Source organism: Microcoleus sp. MOSTC5 (assembly GCF_036701825.1).
GTDB lineage: Bacteria > Cyanobacteriota > Cyanobacteriia > Cyanobacteriales > Microcoleaceae > Microcoleus > Microcoleus asticus.
Genome location: NZ_JAUBRK010000003.1, coordinates 12,101 through 31,818, shown reverse-complemented (window position 1 = coordinate 31,818; position 19,718 = coordinate 12,101). Strand labels below are relative to the sequence as shown.

16 protein-coding genes and 1 pseudogene are annotated in these 19,718 nt (G+C 47.7%); 8 read left to right on the top strand and 9 right to left on the bottom strand.

The annotated features are described in order from the left end of the window. Nucleotides 1-37: 37 nt before the first annotated feature. The 3 genes and pseudogenes from QUA54_RS01965 (at nucleotide 38) to QUA54_RS01955 (ending at nucleotide 2,976) form a co-directional block, all read left to right on the top strand. A pseudogene (locus tag QUA54_RS01965) lies at nucleotides 38-961 on the top strand (nucleoside hydrolase). Nucleotides 962-1,123: 162 nt separating this feature from the next. After that, entirely contained in the window at nucleotides 1,124-2,470 is a 1,347-nt protein-coding gene (locus QUA54_RS01960) for a DUF3370 domain-containing protein (protein ID WP_333412845.1), read from the top strand. Nucleotides 2,471-2,592: 122 nt separating this feature from the next. After that, nucleotides 2,593-2,976, top strand: coding sequence for a VanZ family protein (locus QUA54_RS01955; RefSeq protein WP_333412843.1), 384 nt, complete (start codon nucleotides 2,593-2,595; stop codon nucleotides 2,974-2,976). A gap of 189 nt (nucleotides 2,977-3,165) precedes the next feature. On the opposite strand, the gene QUA54_RS01950 is transcribed toward QUA54_RS01955, so the two are convergent. The 4 genes from QUA54_RS01950 to QUA54_RS01935 form a co-directional block, all read right to left on the bottom strand. Continuing rightward, the gene (locus tag QUA54_RS01950) at nucleotides 3,166-3,675 is read right to left on the bottom strand and encodes a tetratricopeptide repeat protein (protein WP_333412841.1); all 510 of its coding nucleotides are present in this window, start codon (nucleotides 3,673-3,675) and stop codon (nucleotides 3,166-3,168) included. A gap of 47 nt (nucleotides 3,676-3,722) precedes the next feature. Beyond that, on the bottom strand, nucleotides 3,723-5,309 hold the full coding sequence (locus QUA54_RS01945) for a DUF4335 domain-containing protein (protein WP_333412839.1): 1,587 nt from the start codon (nucleotides 5,307-5,309) through the stop codon (nucleotides 3,723-3,725). Between the two features lie 101 nt (nucleotides 5,310-5,410). Further along, on the bottom strand, nucleotides 5,411-6,016 hold the full coding sequence (locus tag QUA54_RS01940; RefSeq protein ID WP_172192148.1) for a DUF3038 domain-containing protein: 606 nt from the start codon (nucleotides 6,014-6,016) through the stop codon (nucleotides 5,411-5,413). A 251-nt stretch (nucleotides 6,017-6,267) separates the two neighbouring features. Then, the gene (locus QUA54_RS01935) at nucleotides 6,268-8,961 is read right to left on the bottom strand and encodes an endonuclease MutS2 (RefSeq protein ID WP_333413038.1); all 2,694 of its coding nucleotides are present in this window, start codon (nucleotides 8,959-8,961) and stop codon (nucleotides 6,268-6,270) included. 463 nt (nucleotides 8,962-9,424) lie between these two features. On the opposite strand from QUA54_RS01935, the gene QUA54_RS01930 reads away from it, so the two are divergent. Further along, nucleotides 9,425-10,672, top strand: coding sequence for an ATP-binding protein (locus QUA54_RS01930; protein ID WP_333412837.1), 1,248 nt, complete (start codon nucleotides 9,425-9,427; stop codon nucleotides 10,670-10,672). Between the two features lie 100 nt (nucleotides 10,673-10,772). On the opposite strand, the gene QUA54_RS01925 is transcribed toward QUA54_RS01930, so the two are convergent. After that, nucleotides 10,773-11,513 carry an A/G-specific adenine glycosylase gene (locus QUA54_RS01925; RefSeq protein ID WP_333412835.1) on the bottom strand — a complete coding sequence of 247 codons (741 nt, stop codon included), beginning with the start codon at nucleotides 11,511-11,513 and terminating at the stop codon, nucleotides 10,773-10,775. A 299-nt stretch (nucleotides 11,514-11,812) separates the two neighbouring features. Here QUA54_RS01925 and exaC point away from each other — a divergent pair, with 299 nt between their 5' ends. Together exaC and QUA54_RS01915 are read left to right on the top strand one after the other, a co-directional pair. After that, nucleotides 11,813-13,333, top strand: coding sequence for an acetaldehyde dehydrogenase ExaC (exaC, locus tag QUA54_RS01920; RefSeq protein WP_333412833.1), 1,521 nt, complete (start codon nucleotides 11,813-11,815; stop codon nucleotides 13,331-13,333). A 160-nt stretch (nucleotides 13,334-13,493) separates the two neighbouring features. Further along, nucleotides 13,494-13,841, top strand: coding sequence for a DUF779 domain-containing protein (locus tag QUA54_RS01915; RefSeq protein WP_333412830.1), 348 nt, complete (start codon nucleotides 13,494-13,496; stop codon nucleotides 13,839-13,841). An 84-nt stretch (nucleotides 13,842-13,925) separates the two neighbouring features. Here QUA54_RS01915 and QUA54_RS01910 read toward each other — a convergent pair whose 3' ends face one another. The 3 genes from QUA54_RS01910 to QUA54_RS01900 all read right to left on the bottom strand — a co-directional run bounded on the left by QUA54_RS01910 (nucleotide 13,926) and on the right by QUA54_RS01900 (nucleotide 16,247). Then, complete coding sequence (locus QUA54_RS01910) at nucleotides 13,926-14,390, bottom strand: DUF3598 family protein (protein WP_333412828.1); 465 nt, start codon at nucleotides 14,388-14,390, stop codon at nucleotides 13,926-13,928. 23 nt (nucleotides 14,391-14,413) lie between these two features. Further along, entirely contained in the window at nucleotides 14,414-15,484 is a 1,071-nt protein-coding gene (locus QUA54_RS01905) for an FAD-dependent monooxygenase (protein ID WP_333412826.1), read from the bottom strand. A gap of 211 nt (nucleotides 15,485-15,695) precedes the next feature. Continuing rightward, nucleotides 15,696-16,247: a DUF2854 domain-containing protein gene (locus QUA54_RS01900; protein ID WP_333188738.1), complete on the bottom strand. Its 552-nt coding sequence runs from the start codon at nucleotides 16,245-16,247 to the stop codon at nucleotides 15,696-15,698. A gap of 79 nt (nucleotides 16,248-16,326) precedes the next feature. Here QUA54_RS01900 and QUA54_RS01895 point away from each other — a divergent pair, with 79 nt between their 5' ends. Both QUA54_RS01895 and QUA54_RS01890 read left to right on the top strand, forming a co-directional pair. After that, nucleotides 16,327-16,827, top strand: a complete 501-nt coding sequence (locus QUA54_RS01895) for a hypothetical protein (RefSeq protein WP_333188739.1) — start codon at nucleotides 16,327-16,329, stop codon at nucleotides 16,825-16,827. A 202-nt stretch (nucleotides 16,828-17,029) separates the two neighbouring features. Then, a complete protein-coding gene (locus QUA54_RS01890) occupies nucleotides 17,030-17,200 on the top strand; it encodes a hypothetical protein (RefSeq protein ID WP_015176488.1) in 171 nt (56 codons plus the stop codon). 220 nt (nucleotides 17,201-17,420) lie between these two features. On the opposite strand, the gene ppk1 is transcribed toward QUA54_RS01890, so the two are convergent. Beyond that, the gene (ppk1, locus tag QUA54_RS01885) at nucleotides 17,421-19,604 is read right to left on the bottom strand and encodes a polyphosphate kinase 1 (RefSeq protein ID WP_333412823.1); all 2,184 of its coding nucleotides are present in this window, start codon (nucleotides 19,602-19,604) and stop codon (nucleotides 17,421-17,423) included. Nucleotides 19,605-19,718 lie beyond the last annotated feature (114 nt).

Sequence of the window (19,718 nt, the reverse complement as noted above, 5' to 3'; positions counted from 1 at the left end):
TTTGTACTTTACACTAATTCAGTCACCGGGAAACAAAATGTCCAAAAAACTCGTACTAATGGATCAGGACGGTGCAGTTGACGACTATCTCTCAGTCGTGTTGCTGATGACAATGGAGGAAGTCGAAACTCTGGGAGTAATTGTAACTCCTGCGGACTGCTACATTCAACCGGCGGTGAGTGCAACGCGCAAAATCCTCGATTTGATGGGGCGTTCTGAAGTTCCGGCGGCGGCGAGTACGGTGCGGGGACTGAATCCATTTCCGGTGTTATTTAGGCGAGATTCCTTTGCAGTCGATCGACTTCCCATTCTAAATGAAAAAGGAACCATTGACACGCCGTTAATATCAGAACCCGGACAAAACTTTATGGTGCGAGTTTTGCAAGATGCAGCCGAACCAGTCACATTAATGGTAACGGGGCTGTTAACAACAGTAGCGCAAGCTTTAGATATCGCGCCAGAAATTGAAAGCAAAATTCAAGAAATTGTCTGAATGGGAGGCGCCCTCAATGTTATCGGCAATGTTAGCAAAGATATGGAACCCGGACAAGATATGTTGGCGGAATGGAATGCTTACTGGAACCCGATAGCAATCGATAGAATTTGGCAAACACAAATTCCCGTTGTCATGTGTCCTTTAGACATCACTAATAATGTACCGCTGACTGTCGAATTTTCCCATCTCTTAGCAAGACAGCGCAAATATCCAATTTCCGACTTAGCAGGACAGTGTTATGCCCTAGCAATATCTCAAGATTACTATTTTTGGGATATTTTGGCAACCGCTTATTTAGCGCGTCCCGAATTTTACCAACTGCGGGAAGGGGAAACAGAAATTGTGACTGAAGGCATCAGTCAAGGACGCACAAAAATTAAAAATGAAGGGCGAAAAATTCAGGCAATGGATAAAGTAGATACCGCAAAGTTTTACAATTACATATTACAACAGTGGGCGCGGTAAAAATCACAATATCTGCTAGGACGGGTACGCAAAATCTTGGTACCAAACCCGGCGTGACGCGAAAATTTACGGGTTCTTATCTTCCCTCTCTTTCTCTGCCCCCTCTGCGCCCTCTGCAGTTAACAAAAAAAATCTCATCTACCAAATGCAAAACCTCAAAAAATGCTGCCACTTCTATCAATTATCCCCTTAGCCCAAACTCCTCCCGCACCTCAAGAAATCGTCCAAATCCAAGAAGTGCGACCTCTCCCCGGACAGTTAGACAACATACCAGTATTTAACAGCAACAGTCCCGAAGTAGTGCTGCAAGAAGGAATTTTGCTTTCGACATTTCCCCCGGATGGGAAAAGATTTCCGGCGGCACATTTAAACTTTCAGTTTCAAGGACGTTTCGACATTTTTGCCCACCACATCGCCCGCGCAGCTTCGCCGGAAGATTTGCGAACATTGTATCAAGGAGTAATTGTTTATAATCCGGGCAATAAACCTGTAACATTAGATATATTGCAAGCTGCGAGTTATCTCAGCCAACCCGATGCACCTTTTATTGAATTGCCGCCGCAAGTCGATAATTCAAACAGCAATATTTACGCGGGGCCGGGAAGCCGCGCTGTGAATGATATTCTGAGAGGAACGAGACAGTCTGACTTTGGGCCTGGGTTAATTATTCCACCGGGAAAAAGCCAACTGTTGATGAATCATCCGATACCGGTGCGGGGATTGGTACCGCCGCTAAACGGTCGATCGACCTTGATGCGGTTGCGGAGCGATGGTATAGTCTATGTTGCCAGTCTGGCGATGTTTGCCCGAGTTGACGCACAGGGAAACGAGCGATCGCCCAACTTAGCAGAATGGCAAAACTTATTAGACAATGGTAATATAGCCGGGCCGCGCGATCGAGCTCCCACACCGCCAGAAATCACCGAAGGTCAAGTAATTTACGGCCGAGTTGCAGGTGTAGCATTAGGTTCAGAATGGCGAGCACTTCTCTCAGACAACCCAGCCACCTCAAACCTAGCAATTCCCCAACCCGGAACAGCATTTTCCTACCCATTAAGCAGCCTCCCGCGCGGAATGCTGGGCACAAATCAAGTGCAAAGTGCGAGGATGCTAGTCCGCTACCCAGATACAGCATACCGCGCCCACGGCAATTACGGAATTCAATACAATCTCAGCTTGCCGCTGTACAATTCTACCAGCAAAAATCAAACTGTAACTGTCGCGATTCAAACTCCAATTAAGACAGACAAATTAACTTCAGGAGGACTTAGTTTTTTAGAACCTCCGGCACCTCAAACTTTTTTTAGGGGGACGGTCAGAGTGCGCTATACTGATGACAGTAAAGTGCCTCAAACTCGCTACGTGCATTTAGTGCAGAGGCGGGGACAGCAGGGGGAACCTTTGGTAAAGTTAGAGATGAAATCGGGAGAAAAGCGACTTGTAGAAGTGGATTTTATTTATCCGCCCGATGCGTCGCCACCGCAAGTTTTGACAGTGAAAACACATTAAATTTAACCCGCAGCTACGGGTAGGCAGACGCCTACAAATACAATACGTAATTAACCAGATTTGATATTAGTTTCGCGTGGCGCGGACTTGGTTTGTGTCTAGTCGGTCTTGCCAAAAACAAGATGAAGTTATCAAAAAAATTCTGGATTGTTGCTGGTTTTTTGTACTTTTTAATTCTTCTCAGTATCATGCTTTTAGCAGATACGGGGAAATTAGTCAACTTTCCTCTCGCTCATCCGCCTTATGACAAACTCGGCCACTTTGTTTTGTACGGAATAGCATCTTTTTTGTGCCATAGAGCGACTGGAAAAAAAAACATTAATTTGTTTAATTATTCAATTCCTTTCGGACCCGCAATTTTTACTGTGTTCACTGCTGCGGAAGAAATGCTGCAAGCGATTTTACCAAATCGTACTGCTAGTATTGAAGATTTTTTATATAGTTTTTGCGGGATTGCAGTTTTTTATTGGATTGGAAAAGTTTGGGATAGAAAAAAAGGGAATTGAGAGCAACTGCACAACACGATTTTTATCAGAAGCCGTGATACCATTTTAGATGATTGATTAAAGAATTGAAGAATTGGGGATGACAGGTTCCATAAAGGTTGCGAGCTTCCCTACAGTTGCATTCTTTTGTGAAAATGCTAGAAATTAGGGTGCGGTGCGCACCCTACGATACTAAAATCTAAAATGGTGTTACTTGCTGATGTCCTTGATAACTAGGTCGAGTGTATTTGCTTCTTGAGTTTTGCCTTGGTTTCTAAATAAATCCCTAGCTTTTTTTACCGACTCTACTGCCTCTGCCCTTTTATTTTGTGCGTACAAGACTTGCCCGAGCATATAATAAAATTCTGGGACGTTAGGTTTGAGGCGAATTGCAGTTTCAAAATTGGGAAGCGCTTCTGTTAATTTGTTTTGATTGGCTAGAATGCTGCCCAAGTTAGCGTAAGCTTCGGCAAAATTGGGGTCTATTTGAATTACTCTGCGAAATGCTGCTTCTGCACTTGCTCTGTTTTGTTGGGCGGCAAAATTTAAGCCTTGTTGGAAATATTCGTTTGCTCCCGTATTTTGAACTAAACTATTGTTGACTGGTGACTCTGACCGCACGGGTAAAGAGATATGGGCAGCACAAACTGGAGCAACGGTCAACAGGCTGGCTGCTGCTGCCGCCGTTAAAAATTGATTTTTTTTGAACTTGTATAACATTGGCAATTAACCTAGATTTCCCATCTGGACAATGTGTTTGATAGCGTTTAATTACTCTCTTCCAAAAAGGTTTGTACTCGACCGTTTGGCCTCAAAACAACTCGAATTTTAGGGATTTTTCCATTGGAAACGGCAGAAACAAAGGGCTCGCCGGCTAATGGCATATTAATTTGCTCGATATAATCTGCTGCAGCTTTTCCCATCGGCACAATACTTTGAACCGACCCATTTTCATCGATCAGCACGCTGTATTCCAAAGTTTGTTCCATTCCTTCTGGAGGCTTCCAGCGTTCCTCAAAGTAAGTTCTAGCTTCTGAAACCTGAGGAATTGTATCAAATAAAGTGTGGTTTTTTTTGCTCGCCGCCACCTGGTTGTTATCCTCGGACTCGGCGGTTGGTTGAGCGTCCTCAAGAGGTGGGAGTTCGGTACTGGCGGGGGGGACAATCGGCTCGATGGGGCTGGGGAAGGTTTGCGGCGGGGGAACGGGAATTCGGGAAGCAGACAGGGAGGGCGGCAGGGGGGGCGGTACGGCGGGAGCTAGTCTCGGCGGTAGTGGGGGCAGCAGGTAGGGTACTGGTGCTGGTGCTTGGGGGCCGCCCTGGGGCGGTTCTTCGGGGGCGGGAATAGTGATTGTTTGCCCTTGAGGGAAAGCTGGGGCGCTCTGTGGGGCGCTGGGTGCGCTGCCGTTGGGGGGAAATAGCAGGGGTGGCTGCTGGATGGGGCTGGGTCTGTTGGTGGGGGGAGTTGGGGCGAGGGCGATGGGAGGCAAGCTGGGGCTGGGGGAGGCAGCGGTGTTGACGGGCGGGGGCGGCAGGGGCGGTAAAGCGTTTGTGGCTGCGGGTTTTGGCGCTGGGGGTGTCGGTACGGCGGGAACTGGACTGGGGGAGACGCCGGCAGCTAGCTGGGGGTTTCTTGGATCGGGGACGGGGGCTGGGGCTGAGGCGGTTTGCGGGGAGGTGGCGGCCCGATCGAGCATTTTGATAATTCCTGTCGTCAGGCCCGCGCTGGCGACCATCATTGCTGCCACCTTGAGCCAGGGTGAGGACAGCGGCCGTCGGGACTCGCGGTTGAGGTTGGGAAGCGCCATCACTTCGGCGGCGCTGTCATCTAGTGCTGTGGCCAAGTCAAACAGTTGCAGGGTGCTCAAGGGAACTACCGGCCCGGATTCTGCGGCGCTCAAAGATCCTAAAAATAAGTTGTGGGCGAGCAAGCCGCGGGGTTCTAAGCGGGGGGGAACCGGAAGGTAGGAAGTTGGGAGAGAGTAGGGGTTGGAAGTTGCTAGTTCGGAAGTGTTGACGGCTCGATCGAATATGACGGCGTTACCCGCCGCGGCTTCTGGCGAGTCGGGGTCTGCTGCGGTAAGCCCGGTTTGAGAGTTGAGGTTGCTTTCCCAATCGCGGGATTCGCCGAGCAAGTTTTGGACGTAGTTGCTGACAGCTTCGTGGAGGGTTTCGAGTTGAATTCGATCGCCCCTGAGGGTAACGTGTTGGGTATCTGGCAGCCTGGGGTCGTCGAGTCGCAGCTCGAAACTTAAAGATTTAAACACCGGTTGGCCCGCCCAGCGAGATAGAGGCGAACTTTTGGCTGTAATTTCCAGCGTGCAAGTGGGGGGCGTGTACCGTTTGAGAACCATAGCAGAAAGTCTGTTGACTGTTGACCGTTGACTGTTGACTGTTGACCGTTGACTGTTGACCGTTGACTGTTGACCGTTGACTGCTGACTGTTGACCGTTGTTTAATTTTTAGCACGGTCTAGAAGAGCCAGCCAGAGGCGGCGGTGGCCGCCGGGACTGCTGTAAAACAGCAAATCGATCAGGAGTTTGAGGGCCAAATCAGTCAGTTCTCTGGCCGATAAATTTTCTGCATCTTCCATGCGCGAGCCATAAGTGTTGCTGAACCTGTCAATATAATCTCCCAGCAAAGCGATTGTGTGAGGTTCGCGGTTTTGCTCTGCCATTTGTTCGAGCAAAGCAACAGCGCGGCGGATTAAAGCTTGGTGCTGTTTTGCCAAATGACAGCTTATCAAAACCAGCGATCGAGCTTCCTCCACATCTAGTTTTTTTCGCCCTCCCTGGCCTTTCCGCAGCGGGTTAGATTGGCGCAGCCGCCACAGAGCTACCCGATCGGCTACCATTGGCTCTAAATTCAGTTCGGCTGCTACCTTGAGCATCGCCTCTGAGCCAATTTCTGCCAGTGCTTCTAGGGCTAACAGCACTAAATCCAGTTGGGCTTTAATGTTGTCCAACTGGGTAGGTTCTGGTGCTTTTTGGGTCAATTCTTCCCAGTTGGGAGATGGGCCCGTTTCGTTTGTGGGAGCGGAGGACTTTACGGTCGAGCGCATGGCTTCAGCACGGGAAATTAAGACAGGTTGAGGCAGGATATCAAACAGTATGCAGTGATGAAAGCTTTGCGGCCTGTGGGCAACAGCACATCTGTTAATTTTTCTCCATAGCTCGTTGCTTTGATTCCGGCAATCCTAACTGCTGGACGGAGTTGCGGGTTAAAAGTTGCCGTTTCAAGTTAGATCGATCGCAATCAGCAAAACCCATAGATTTTCACCCCTAACCATGCTACGCCACAGGATGCCACAAATCAATGTAAATAAGCGATCGTCACACCTGCACCTCCTTCTTTTTGACTGGCGAGCTCAAAGCGGGAAACCTGCGGGTGAGAAGCGAGGAACTCGTGAACCCCGCGCCGCAACTGTCCGGTACCTTTGCCGTGAATTATCCACAGCACTCCGTATTCCACGGCCTTGGAAAGAGCTCTGTCTATTTCGATTTCTGCATCTGAAACTCTCGCACCCCGTAGGTCGATCGTATTATTAGCAGTGCGAATGGCAATTTCGGGATTGGGTTTTGTCGGTTCCGACGCTGCTTGCTTGGCTTTAGCCGTAGCGAGTGCTTGTGCTTGGGCTGCTACCTTGGCTAGTTGAGCTTTAGTTTCTGGTTTTTGACCGTCTAGGGATTCAATTTCTCCTAGTTTGACAGTCATTTTCATAATCCCAAACCGAACGCTCAACTCTTCGTTAGCATCGGGGCCGCTGAGGACTTCGGCGGTTTGGCCCAAGCTGGGAATGCGGATGCGATCGCCCACTTTCGGCATAAAACTCGGTTTGGGTTTAGCCGGTTGTTGGCGAGAGGGCAGGTGTTTTTCAGAAATTTGATTTAAAGTATCTGTCGCTTGTTGGGCATTTTGAGCCGTCTGGTTGCCCGACTGCAAGCGGCGAATGATTTGAGCAATTTCTGATTTTGCCGACCCTATCGCCTCATTTACTGCCACTTCCTGAGCTATTTTTAGTTCTCGCTCCCGCTCTTGCAAAGCTGCTGCTTTTTGAGAAACTTCTCTGTGCAGTTTTTCGGTTTGGTGTAGCAGTTGAGTTGCTTCTCTGGCTTTGGTTTCCTGTTTCCGGCGCTGTGCTTCGAGTCCGGCAATCACTTGATTGACATCTTGAGAGGCTCCCCCGACATAAGTTTGAGCTTCTTCGACAATTTCTGGTAGCAAACCGAGTCTTTTGGCAATGGTAAGGGCGTTGGAACGTCCGGGAATTCCCCACAGCAAGCGATAGGTTGGCTGCATGGAATTGTCGTCAAATTCTACTGAGGCATTTTCAAAGCGGGAGTCTTGATATTTGAGGGCTTTGAGTTCGCCAAAGTGGGTAGTTGCAACTGTTAATAGGGAATGTTGGGCGAGGTATTTCAAGAGGGCGATCGCCAATGCACTGCCTTCTGAGGGGTCTGTACCCGCTCCTACTTCGTCTAACAAAACTAAAGATTTGGGAATTGGTAATTGGGATTTGGTAATTGGGATTTGGGGTTGGGAAATTTGTAATTTAGGTTTGAGGATTGGGAGAGCAGAAACAGTGTTCTGTGTATCTGTGACTTCTTCGTCTTGCTGTTGGGAATTGGTAATTGGAAGGTTTGAATTTTCTTCACCTTCAGCCTGCGATTTATTGTGTAAAACTTCTAAAATGCGGCTGATGCGGCGGATGTGGCCGGAGAAAGTAGACAAACTTTGCTGCAAAGATTGTTCGTCACCAATATCGGCCAAAATATTGTCGAACCAAGGCAATTCTACGGGTTCGCGGGCGGCAACAAACATTCCTGCTTTCGCCATTAAAGCTGCCAATCCCAAAGTTTTTAGGGTGACAGTTTTGCCGCCCGTGTTGGGGCCGGTGATGGCGACGACGCGGATGTGCGGCCCGATCGTTAAATCGACCGGCACGACTGGAAAGCCTTGTTCGTGCTGTTGCTGCCAAACTAATAAAGGATGGCGCAACTGGCGCAGGGTAATTTGCGATCGCAGGTTGCGAATTAATAATTGACTGTTTTCTGAGTTTTCCTCATCTTCTTGTTCCTCATCTTCTTTCTCGGGATTTTTTGGTGCTAATTCTGGCTCTCCCAATTCGATAAATTTCGGCGGATTTGCTTGCAGCCAATAACTGTAACGCGCTTTAGCTGCCGCTAAATCTAAAGTTGTAACTACAACCACCAATCTGTCTAAATCGGGTTTTACTGCTGCGACTTGCTCTGTGAGTGCGCGGCGGACTGCTTCTTCTTCGGCTTGTTCTTGCCTGAGCAACTGCCGCATTTGGTTGTTAAGATTGACTGTGCTGTGGGGTTCTACATACAGTGTCGCGCCGCTGGCCGAGGAGTCGTGAACGATGCCCGGTATGGCATCTTTTTGGGGAGCTTTGACGGGAATAACAAAGCGTCCGCTTCTTTGGGTAATTAGCTGTTCTTGTACGGCGTTGGATTGGCGCTGCAAAATCCCCTGCAAGATTTGATAAATGCGATCGCGCAACTGCCGCATTTGAACTCTAATTCCTGCTAATTTAGGAGTTGCTCTGTCTGCTACTTGAGCGCGATCGTCTATACAGCGGTGGATTTCTTGCTCTAGTTCGGGATAAGTCCGCAATTGGGCTGCCAGTTCTTTGAGCGTCGGCACATCTGCCTGAGAGTCAATTATCCGGCGCAATTGCCTTGCTCCGGCGAGGGTAGTAGCAATTGCCAGCAATTCTTCGCCGCTGAGCAAACCTTGGAGTTCGGCTCGCTGCAGGGAAGTGCCGATGTCTTGGATTCCTTCAAAACTCAAAGCACCGCCAGCGCGGCTCTCTAACTGATAAGTTTCCTGAGTTTGGGCTAGGAGTTCTGCTGTTTGAGCTTGAGTTGCCGGGATTGGGAGGTCGAGGGCGGCGGCGACGCCGAGTTTTGTGGCCGCGAAGGTAGCCAAGTGCTGACACAGGCGCGGCCATTCTAATAGTTCTAGTGTTTCGGCTTGAATCAAAGTTGAGGTGGTGTTGGTAATTGGCATTTCCAGGCGCTGACCTAGAAGGTGAATTTGACGGTACTATTAATTGATTTTAAAGTTTTTTATTGTTTCCTGGCGCAATTTGAGAAAGTATCTGCGATAGCCCTCAGCAGTCTTTCGGCCGAAAGCTCTGATGTAACATTAATTACGAAGGAGAAAATTTGCATTTTTGCATTACCCGTCTAAAATTATACCTTCTCGTGATACCAGTCCCCAAAAAATATGCAACTTTAGGCAAGCTCCCAAATATTATACAGTAAGTCATTCCCAATTTTTTACTCTAAAATATAAAATCTAAAATGGTATGGGCTATTTTTGGTTTTGAGGGAGTAGGGATGGGCTGTTTTTTGGTGGAATTGAACTCTTTTGGAATTTTAAATATGTCACCGCAATTCTGGCGGTTGTATCCTAAAAAGTAATTTATGGAGCTGGTAGAAGTATGCCAAAGATTCTGGCGATCGTCGCGGATGCTGTGACTGTTGAAGTCGTGCAAGAGTTGCTGGGGAGGGAGGAACATGAGGTGAGAGTCGCTCCCGACGGTAATGAGGGTTTAGACTTGGCGAGGGAATTTTCGCCGGATGTGATAATTTGCGACGGGACTTCGCCTCAAATCAACTTTTTGGAGGTGTGCCGGCTGGTGAAAGCCGATCGTCAATTGGCTACAGCCTATTTTATTCTGCTGACAACAGCCGATCGCTTTGAAGAACTCCCAGAATTGGACGCGCCTTTTGACGATTTTCTGTTTAAACCGATAGTTAAGCAGGAATTTTTGGGGCGGGTGCGCGCGTCTAAGCGATCGCGCGAGTTGAGGGCGCAGTTGGAACTCACGCAGCAAGAATTGCAACTGTCGCGCGATCCAATGCTGCAAAGTGAAAAAATGTCTACTTTAGGCGAATTGGTATCTGGTATCGCCCACGAAATTAACAACCCCATTACTTTTATTTACAGCAATCTCACTCACGTCCAAAGCTACGCTACCGATTTAATTGAACTGCTGCGATTGTATCAAAAAGAGCTAGTTACTCCCGGAGCGGAAATTCTGCAAAAACAGCAAGATATGGATGTGGACTTCGTTCTCGACGATTTATTAAAAATTGTGAGTTCCATGCGTACCGGGAGCGATCGCATCCGCCAAATAATCTTGTCGCTACAGGATTTTTCCCGCAGCGATCGATCGGGCTGGCAGTTATTCGATGTTTCCGACGGTTTAGAAAATACTCTGTTGTTGTTGCAGCACCGCTTGCCTGCTCGCGAGGGAAGGCGAGACATTAAGGTGATGAAACAATTCGGCAATTTGCCACAGATTGAGTGTTATGCAGGTCTGCTCAATCAAGCTTTTCTGAATATTATCAATCACGCGATCGATGCTTTAGAAGAGTCGGCTCAAGACTTGGAAGAGTTGGAATCAATCAAATTTAAACCTGTGATTTTGATTAGCACTGAGGTGGTCGATGCTCAGCGGATTTGTATTGAGATTGCTGATAACGACATGGCAATCAGCAAAGATATCACAGCGCAAATTTCTGATACCTTTTTGGTGGCACAACCTGCGGAACAAACCGTCGAATCGGGACTTGCTGTCAGCTATCGGATAATTGTAGAGCAGCACAAAGGAGAGTTGAAGTGTTTTTCGGAACCAGGTAAAGGTACTAGATTTCGGATAGAACTTCCGCTGCGTCACAGTTAATTAATAGTATTTACCTTTGGGTAGGGGCGGGTTTTTGAGATTGTTGGTTTGAGTCAGAAATTGTTGTGAACCCGCCCCTAAAATGACTGCACAAAATTTGTCAACTGAGTTCGGCAACGAGCAGAGAATTGATTTCGCTGCTCATTTTGTTGTACTCGCACTGCTGTTGCAGCGGACACTCGCCGCAGCGGGGGTTTCTTGCAGTGCAAACTGCCACCCCAAAGTCCAGCATTCCTAGATTCCACGGCCCGACTTGCTGTTTGGGAGCGACTCGTTCTGCAGCTTCCCAAAGTTCGGGCGATCGCGATTTTATTTTACCGCCGTCAATCCCAAAAAAACGCTGCAAAATCCGAGCAACATTCGTATCGAGCACCGCTTTTGGCTGTCCGAAAGCATTAGCGCAAACCGATCTCGCAATGTACTTGCCAACTCCGGGAAGTTGCAGCAACTGAGCTTCCGTGCGGGGAACATTTCCCTGATAATTTTCTAGGATAACCAGCACCGATTCCCGCAGCTTTTGCGCCCGAAAAAAAAGACCCAAAGGCTGCAACAAGCTAGCAACTTCCTCCGCAGGCGCGATCGCTAGATCGGAGAGAGTCGGATATCGATCGACAAATTCTTGATAAATCGGAGCCACTGTAGCGGCAGTAGTTTTTTGCAGCAGGAACTCAGCCACTAAAATCGCGTAGGGGTCGCAGGTACGCCGCCAAGGAAAATCGCGACAATTGCGCTTTCCCCAAGCCTTCAGCCGGCGTTGAAACCAGCGGATTTTAGCAGCGTCTAAATGCTTTGACTCAGGCTCAATATCGGAAGAAAAAACAACGCTATTTAAGGCAGGCATTTGATTGGTACTTTTGAGAAGTTGCCAAGTTTATATCTATATTTTAGCATATTTAAATAATTAGTAAAAAGCTCTTTTTCTGCTCTCGTTCTTCTCTTCTTTTGCGGACTCTGCGGTTAATTAAAAAAATCTGATTAACCACCCGCTCGACCCCGAAACCTAGCAAAAACGTTGATTTCAAATAGTTGAAAAATGTAAAATTTTGTATATTAAATAACAAAAGTGCCAGAGAATAGACGATAGTTGATATTCAAGAGATTTCAAGCGTCCGCGAAAACAAATTTTAATCAGGTAATAAAATGGTAGTAGCAGCACCTGTTCAATCCGGCAGTCTGTCGATTTTTCAAACTCGCTACGACAACTTTATCGGCGGCAAGTGGGTGCCACCGGTGAAAGGGAAATACTCGGAAAACCTTTCTCCAATTACAGGAAAATCAATTTGTCAAATCCCCCGATCGAGCGCCGAAGATGTAGAATTGGCACTGGATGCCGCCCACGCTGCGAAAGACAAGTGGGGCAAGACTTCCCCAGCCGATAGGGCGCGGGTTTTACACAAAATTGCCGATCGCATCGAAGAAAACCTCGATCGCCTCGCCATCGCCGAAACCTGGGAAAATGGCAAACCAATTCGCGAAACCCGCCTCGCAGACATACCGCTGGCGATCGACCATTTCCGCTACTTCGCAAGCTGCATCCGAGCTCAAGAAGGCTCGATCGGCGAACTCGACGGAACCACCGTCGCCTACCACTTCCACGAACCCCTAGGCGTCATCGGACAAATCATCCCCTGGAACTTCCCGATATTAATGGCCGCCTGGAAACTCGCCCCAGCCCTCGCCGCCGGCAACTGCGTCGTCCTCAAACCAGCAGGCCCCACCCCCGCCTCAATCTTGGTACTGATGGAAATCATCGCCGACTTAGTACCAGAGGGCGTAATCAACGTCATTAACGGGCCCGGCGCCGAAATCGGCAAAACCCTCGCCACCAGTCCCCGGATTGCCAAAGTCGCCTTCACCGGCGAAACCACCACCGGCAGGCTAATCATGCAATACGCCTCCCAAAATGTCATCCCCGTCACCCTAGAATTAGGCGGCAAATCCCCCAACATTTTCTTTGAAGATGTCTGCGCCCAAGACGACGAATTTCTCGACAAAGCAGTCGAAGGATTAGTCATGTTTGCCTTCAATCAAGGCGAAGTGTGCACCTGTCCCTCCCGCGCCTTAATTCAGGAGTCAATCTACGATCGATTCATGGAAAGGGCGATCGATCGCATCCGCCAAATCAAACAAGACAACCCCTTAGATCCGACAACCGCCCTCGGCGCGCAAGTCTCCATCAACCAGATGGAAAAAATCGCCGAATATGTCAAAATCGGTCACGCCGAAGGCGCAGAATGTCTCATTGGTGGCGAAAGAAATATCTTATCCGGCGACTTGCAAGACGGCTATTATTTCCAGCCAACAGTCTTCAAAGGAAACAACAAAATGCGAATTTTCCAAGAAGAAATCTTCGGCCCAGTATTAGCAGTCACTACCTTCAAAGACGAAGCGGAAGCATTAGAAATTGCCAACGATACTCTCTACGGTTTAGGTGCAGGAGTTTGGACTCGCGACATCAACACCGCTTACCGCATGGGCCGCGCCGTTCAAGCAGGCCGCGTGTGGACAAACTGCTATCACCTCTATCCGGCCCACGCAGCATTCGGCGGCTACAAATCATCGGGAATAGGTCGCGAAAATCACAAAATGATGTTGGATCACTACCAGCAAACCAAGAATTTGTTGGTAAGTTACAGCCCCAAAGCTTTAGGCTTTTTCTAAGGTTTTAGTCATTGGGAAGGAAAAAGGAAGAAGGACAAACTTCAATGATTCGTGAACTCCTTCTTTCTCTCTTTCCTCTCCTTCTCTGCGCCCTCTGCGGTTCATTTAAAAAAAAATCTCATTCAAAAACGAAATAAAATTGCTACACAAAGAGACTGCAATGGAAACGATCGCAAAAGTCACCGCGACAGAAGCTGCTTTAAAATTAATTAGCCATCTCAAAACTCAACACGGAGAATTGATGTTTCACCAATCCGGCGGCTGCTGCGACGGTAGTTCCCCCATGTGCTTTCCCAACGGGGAATTGATAATTGGTGATGGTGACGTATTACTCGGCGAAATAGGCGGTTGTCCGTTTTATATTGCAGCGCAGCAATACAAAAATTGGCAGCACACGCAGTTAATTATAGATGTGGCATCGGGACCCGGAGGCAGCGATTTTTCCCTGGAAGGGCCGGATGGAGAGCGTTTTATTACTCGTTCTCGCTTATTTGTTAATGCTGATTAATTAGTTCTTGAAAACGCAAGATATGTTAGATTGCCGACTTTTTAAAGAAGTCGGCAATCTGGGTATTTTTTTATGCGGGCTTAGTTATACACGCATTTCCTCAATAAATGAGATGCCATCAAAAACGCCATCTTTAAAAGCTTGAGTGCTGCGAACTCGGTGATTTTCGCTGAGTAATGTCATTGTTTCCATAAAAGTAATCAGTGCGTCATCCTGAGTTTTAGTTGCTCGAAAGCAAATAACCTCCTGGCCCGCATCCCACGCAATTGCCGAAAAATCAGAATAACTGCTAGAAAACAATTTCAGAATCCGATTTTCAAATTCCCCTTGAAAATTTAGCTGGAGGCGAGAACCGTCTGAGTATTCATAATTATTAACTTGTCGGTAGTGACTTCCCTCAATCGAGATGCTAAAACTACCAAAAAAGCTGCGAGTAAAATGTCCGCGAGTATCAGTCTTAATATACTCGCCTTTCCACGTACCAAGATGACGGGTGAAAATTTCAGGAACTTTGTCTAAATCAGGAGAGGAAAATATATTTGCCGACATGGGGATTGCTCTATTCTCTATTTCTAACGGCGACCTATTTTCAAACTCATTTCGCGGCTAGTGCGTTGATATTCGTGGACAATAGGTAATCTTTCAGCTTGAAAATTTTCCAGCGCTTCGGCAATGTTAGCACTGTCAGTGAGATGTTGGGCTAAAGACAGACCATCTTCCCAACCGGAAGTCATACCTCTAGCGCGTGTGGAACTTTTCGCGTGGGCCGCATCTCCAATTAAGATCACACGACCATCATAGATTTTTGGTAAGGGGTCAATATCATAGGAAAAACGACAGACAATATTTTCCAAAGGGGTTGATTCAATCACTTTTCGCGCATCCTCTGGGAGTTTTGCTAGTTCTTGGGGAGGAATGGCGATATCATTGGGTTGAAGTTTTCCTACTTCCGAGTCTTGCCGCTCTTTTTCGATAAAGAAACCCCAATGGGTGCGACCTCCGCCAATGTGAAAGAAGTTGGCATAAATTCCCCTACCGCGCACGTAAACAAAAAAGTTTCCTTCGGGACAGAAGCTGCTATCTTCGACAATTCCTCGCCAGACGATATCGCCTAAATAGAATAGTTCAACATTTGGAACTATATACTGACGAACTTTTGAGACGATTCCATCGGCACCAATTAAAAGATCGCCTTCCCATTTACTGCCATCTTTAAAGTGGGCGATCGCACTGTGATCGGTTTGGGCGATCGATGCTACTTCCGCATTAAAATGAATACACTCAGGGGGTAACTCGTCGAGGAGTGCTTCTAGAATAGCTTTGCGGTGTACCAGCATTCCTGGGAGTTCATTTTCTTCATAGATAACGGGTTCAGAATTGATGACACCGCCACGGAGGTTGCGAAACTCGAATAATTTAACCGGATCGCCTGAGTTGATAATTTTTTGGGTGACTTGATGGTTTCCGCGATCGAGCGCTTCCATACCTGCTTGTACGATCAGGATACCGCAGCCATCGGTGCGCGGATAAGGGGCTTTTTCAAACAAGTCCACTTGAAACCCTTGTTGAATCAGCAGAATTGCCAGATAAGCTCCTGATGTTCCTGCGCCGATAATACCTATCCTGCTTTGGGACGAAACCATTTGTGCTTCTCCAGATTTAAGATTGCCGATCGATCCTCAAACACTATTGTAATTAAGGAAAATCTAATTTGCGCGATCGCCCAATTGCAGATTGAGCTTTTGTTGATAGCGACAGGTTTCAAGCTGCCGCCAAAATCAGTATCTGAGGTGATGCAGGATTAATTATTAATTGGCGGCTTCAAAATTCACGAACTCCAAACTTAAAACTACTTTAAGCTTGAGTATTTTTAATTAGAGCCAATTCAATTTTGTCCTCCGCCTTTTTACTTACTTGTGCGCGCAAACCTGGCCCAAAAAAAGTAGCTATTTTGTCTTGCTTTTCTTCCCAGAGGTCGATCGGCATTAACGGCGAATAAAACTCTAAAATTAACCCATAAGCACCATCCACATCAACTTCCCGCAACCCTTGCAGGAGGGGCCGTTCCTCGTCTGTTGGGGCCAAGCCCAGACGCTCCAAAGCATCATCTAAGTGCGCGGGTTGGCCGTAGCGAAATCGGGTGATATCTTTGCGGACTTGGTTTTGAGTATCTGTGGCCTGACTTTCTCGCAGGAGAAGAACTTCGGGAGAAGTCGGTTCAGTGAACTCCACCGGTTCGAGTTCGGCGGCTTTCAGCGCCAAACCTCCCAGCAACAGTGGAATGCCATAAAAAAAACCGGCTAGGTTCAGGGTAGGTTGGTCTGTGAAGTAGGCTGTGAACCCGACTGCTGCTATAATACCGCCCACAACTAAGGCTAGGTTTGCTAAAGAAATTTTACGTAACATATTAGTGAGGTAGTTAGCTGGAATCAACAATATACTTTAATTATTATCTGTCAAAAAGTCTTGAATAAATTTAGTTTTTTTGCCAAAAGACCTGCAAAAACTGCTAGCATCTATGAGCGCGGGAACGGTGTGCATCCACAGTCTTGTCTCTAGCTTCAGAAGCTTATCCAGCCGGACTCGCCCGGGCGCGCCATCGGTAAATATCCGTGTTAATTGCGCGGCGTTGGTTTTAGAAGGCAATCGAGATCGGCAGTATCATCAAAGTATACAGAGTGGCGATCGCGATCGACACTCTTGCCCTTTCAACCATTTTTCGGACATGATTAAAGACGAAGACAAACAAACTGCTGGAGCAAACAAGTCGGTTCTGGAGCAGATTAACTCGCTCAAACGCGAAGATGAAAGGCTTTATAATATCTTAGCGATCGATGTCTGGGCCCTAGCCAAGACAATGGATGAATATCAACCGGGATTTTGGGCTGCTTTTATGAAAAACCGGGAGAAGGCCTTGAAACGATTTTTAGCTGGAATGATGAAAAATAAACCCGCAGATACCAAACGTCCGCCTTTTTTGCGCTAAAATTTGGTTGAAGTTTGGCTGAGGTTTTGATGTACAATCAAACTATAACACAGACTCAAAAACCCAGAGCAGGTTCATCACTTCCCATATAAAAATAGTGAGGGAGTTGCCCAAAAAGGTAGGTCGGTGAATTAAGCATCTCCGTCTGTTCGCAGAGGGGAATGTCAAATATTTTTGTTAATAGTAGCAAAGGCAAAAAACCATGGATGCACAAACAATCAAAGAGCGCGTAGCAGAGATCGAGAGCAAGCGGGAATCCCTCGTGCGGCTGTTAGATCGATCGGACTTGGGAGCCCTGAGAATAGATGTGAGTCAGGCGATCGAAGAAATTGACGATCTCTTAGAAGAATTCAAGCGGACTTTTAACAGTTAAGTAGTCATTAGTCAGTTGTCAGTTGTCAGTTGTCAGTGGTTATTAGTTGTCGCGCATTTAATTTGGATAGTTATGCTACTAAAAATCTTGTGGGGTGGGCCGGAGACCCAGCCCAAAAAGTTAAAATTAAATGCTGTACAGCTTGATAGCTAACAAGAACCGACAACTGCTCACTGCAAATTTGACTAATGACTAATGACTACTGACTAATAACAACTGACTAATTCATCACCATATCCATCAAAATTTGTTGAGAGCTCACTTCCGGGCAATTAGCAGGCGGCCGCCGCTGAGAGTAGTGTCCTCCCGGCTGCAAATCCCAAGCTTGGCGGTTGTCAGCCAGCATTACCCCCAAAATTTCTTGCAATTCCTTGGCAATTGTCGGGTCTTCCACCTGAACTATCGCCTCAACCCTTCTTGTGAGATTGCGCTGCATCCAGTCAGCAGAACCAATATACACCTCTTCGTCGCCACCGTTGAAAAAATAAAACATCCGAGAATGCTCTAAAAAGCGGCCGATAATACTGATAACTCGGATATTTTCGCTAACACCTTCAACGCCGGGACGCAAACAGCAAATCCCCCGAATAATCAAATCAATTTTAACTCCCGCTTGCGAAGCTTCGTACAAAGCAACAATGATTTGAGGGTCAACTAAAGCGTTCATTTTAGCGACAATGCGGCCGCAGCTACCGGTGCCGCCTTCGGCCTGCAAGCGGCAGAATTCGACCTCGCGCCGAATTAAAGCTAAAAATCGATCGCGCATATTGACCGGTGCCACCAATAATTTGCGATAAGATACCTGCCGCGAATAACCAGTCAAATAATTAAACAAATCCGTCAAATCAGAGCCCAAATCCTCGCGACAACTCAACAAACCCACATCGGTATAAAGTCCGGCTGTTTTGGGATTGTAATTGCCGGTGCCGATGTGGACGTAGCGGCGGATGTACCCATCCTCGCGACGCACTACCATAACAATCTTGGTGTGGGTTTTGAGTCCCACCAAACCGTAAACTACGTGGACTCCAGCTTGTTCTAACTTGCGAGCCCAATTAATATTATTTTCTTCGTCAAACCTAGCTTTGAGCTCTACTAAAACGGCTACCTGCTTGCCGTTTTCCGCTGCTTGAATTAAGGCGCTGACGATCGGCGAATCTCCAGAAGTGCGGTATAAAGTCATCTTAATCGCTAACACGGAGCGATCGTGCGCCGCCTCAGTAATAAACCGCTGTACCGTCGCCGCAAACGAGTGATAGGGATGGTGCAGCATCAAATCCCCCTGGCGGATGGCGGTGAAAATATCCTGACCATCCTCAGCATCCAACATCGATTTCTCTAAAATCCTTGCCGATTCCAAGTTCCGCAAGCGCGGTGGCACAACCGGAGTCCAAGGCGGGTCTTTCAGTTCCGGCACTGGCAGCCCTACAAAAGACATCAAATCCTTGAGGCCTAGCAGCCCCTCTACGACGTAAACATCTTGCTCGCCGAGATCCAGCTCCTCAATCAGCATATCTCGCAGCGCAGGCGGCATAGTCGCTTGAATTTCCATCCGCACCGCAGAACCTCCAAACCTGCGCTTGCGGAGTTCCTGTTCTATTGCCAGCAGCAAATCCTCTGCCTCATCTTCTTCCACCGTCAAATCGGAATTGCGAGTAATGCGGAACGGGTGATATTCCTCCACGTCCATCCCCGGAAACAAAGCTTCTAAATTGTGGGCAATCACCTGTTCTAGGGGCACGCCAGTCCAAACTGGAGATTTGCCCCTCTGCTGCCACTGCAAATCCCCCGGCAGCGGCAAAAACCTCGGCAAAACCTGCGGTACTTTGACGCGGGCAAACAATTCTTCGCGCGTGTCCGGGTCTCTGACTACTACTGCTAAATTGAGGCTGAGATTGGAAAGGTAGGGGAATGGGTGGCTGGGGTCAACTGCTAGGGGAGTGAGTACGGGAAATACTTGTTCCTTGAAGTAGCGGTGCAAGTAATTGCGCTGTTCTTGATTGAGGTCAATGTAGTCGAGAATGTAGATTTCGCTTGCTGCTAGTTTCGGCCGCAGGGTTTGCTCAAAATAGGCGTGTTGCTGAGAAACCATCGGCAAAAGCCGCTTGTTAAGGGCATCTAGCTGTTGTTGAGGCGTGCTGCCGTCGGAGGTCAATTTGCTGACTTTTGCGTGTACTTGCTGTTTGAGGGCGCCTACGCGCACCATAAAATATTCGTCTAGGTTGGAGCTAAAAATAGCGAGAAATTTGAGCCTTTCTAGGAGGGGCGTGCGGGGGTCGAGGGCTTCGTGGAGCACGCGGTTGTTGAATTCTAGCCAGCTTTGTTCTCGGTTGAAGTAATATTGAGGATCGCTGAGGTTGATTTCAGTGTAGGTTTTGGCGGGGGTCTTTTTTGGCTTGGGCATGGTTTGGGGGAGTCTTTCGGAGGCTCGGTGATGGCATCTCTAAAAATAGTATTGTAGGTTAAAGGATTTATTCGCATCTGCTTTTGGTCGATCGCGCGTTTTTGTAATACCTGT

Bases quoted from the DNA above. Each gene is read 5' to 3' on its own strand.
- QUA54_RS01960 (WP_333412845.1), top strand. From the start codon at position 1,124: ATGCTGCCACTTCTATCAATTATCCCCTTAGCCCAAACTCCTCCCGCA.
- QUA54_RS01955 (WP_333412843.1), top strand. From the start codon at position 2,593: ATGAAGTTATCAAAAAAATTCTGGATTGTTGCTGGTTTTTTGTACTTT.
- QUA54_RS01950 (WP_333412841.1), bottom strand. From the start codon at position 3,675: ATGTTATACAAGTTCAAAAAAAATCAATTTTTAACGGCGGCAGCAGCA.
- QUA54_RS01945 (WP_333412839.1), bottom strand. From the start codon at position 5,309: ATGGTTCTCAAACGGTACACGCCCCCCACTTGCACGCTGGAAATTACA.
- QUA54_RS01940 (WP_172192148.1), bottom strand. From the start codon at position 6,016: ATGCGCTCGACCGTAAAGTCCTCCGCTCCCACAAACGAAACGGGCCCA.
- QUA54_RS01930 (WP_333412837.1), top strand. From the start codon at position 9,425: ATGCCAAAGATTCTGGCGATCGTCGCGGATGCTGTGACTGTTGAAGTC.
- QUA54_RS01925 (WP_333412835.1), bottom strand. From the start codon at position 11,513: ATGCCTGCCTTAAATAGCGTTGTTTTTTCTTCCGATATTGAGCCTGAG.
- exaC (WP_333412833.1), top strand. From the start codon at position 11,813: ATGGTAGTAGCAGCACCTGTTCAATCCGGCAGTCTGTCGATTTTTCAA.
- QUA54_RS01915 (WP_333412830.1), top strand. From the start codon at position 13,494: ATGGAAACGATCGCAAAAGTCACCGCGACAGAAGCTGCTTTAAAATTA.
- QUA54_RS01910 (WP_333412828.1), bottom strand. From the start codon at position 14,390: ATGTCGGCAAATATATTTTCCTCTCCTGATTTAGACAAAGTTCCTGAA.
- QUA54_RS01905 (WP_333412826.1), bottom strand. From the start codon at position 15,484: ATGGTTTCGTCCCAAAGCAGGATAGGTATTATCGGCGCAGGAACATCA.
- QUA54_RS01900 (WP_333188738.1), bottom strand. From the start codon at position 16,247: ATGTTACGTAAAATTTCTTTAGCAAACCTAGCCTTAGTTGTGGGCGGT.
- QUA54_RS01890 (WP_015176488.1), top strand. From the start codon at position 17,030: ATGGATGCACAAACAATCAAAGAGCGCGTAGCAGAGATCGAGAGCAAG.
- ppk1 (WP_333412823.1), bottom strand. From the start codon at position 19,604: ATGCCCAAGCCAAAAAAGACCCCCGCCAAAACCTACACTGAAATCAAC.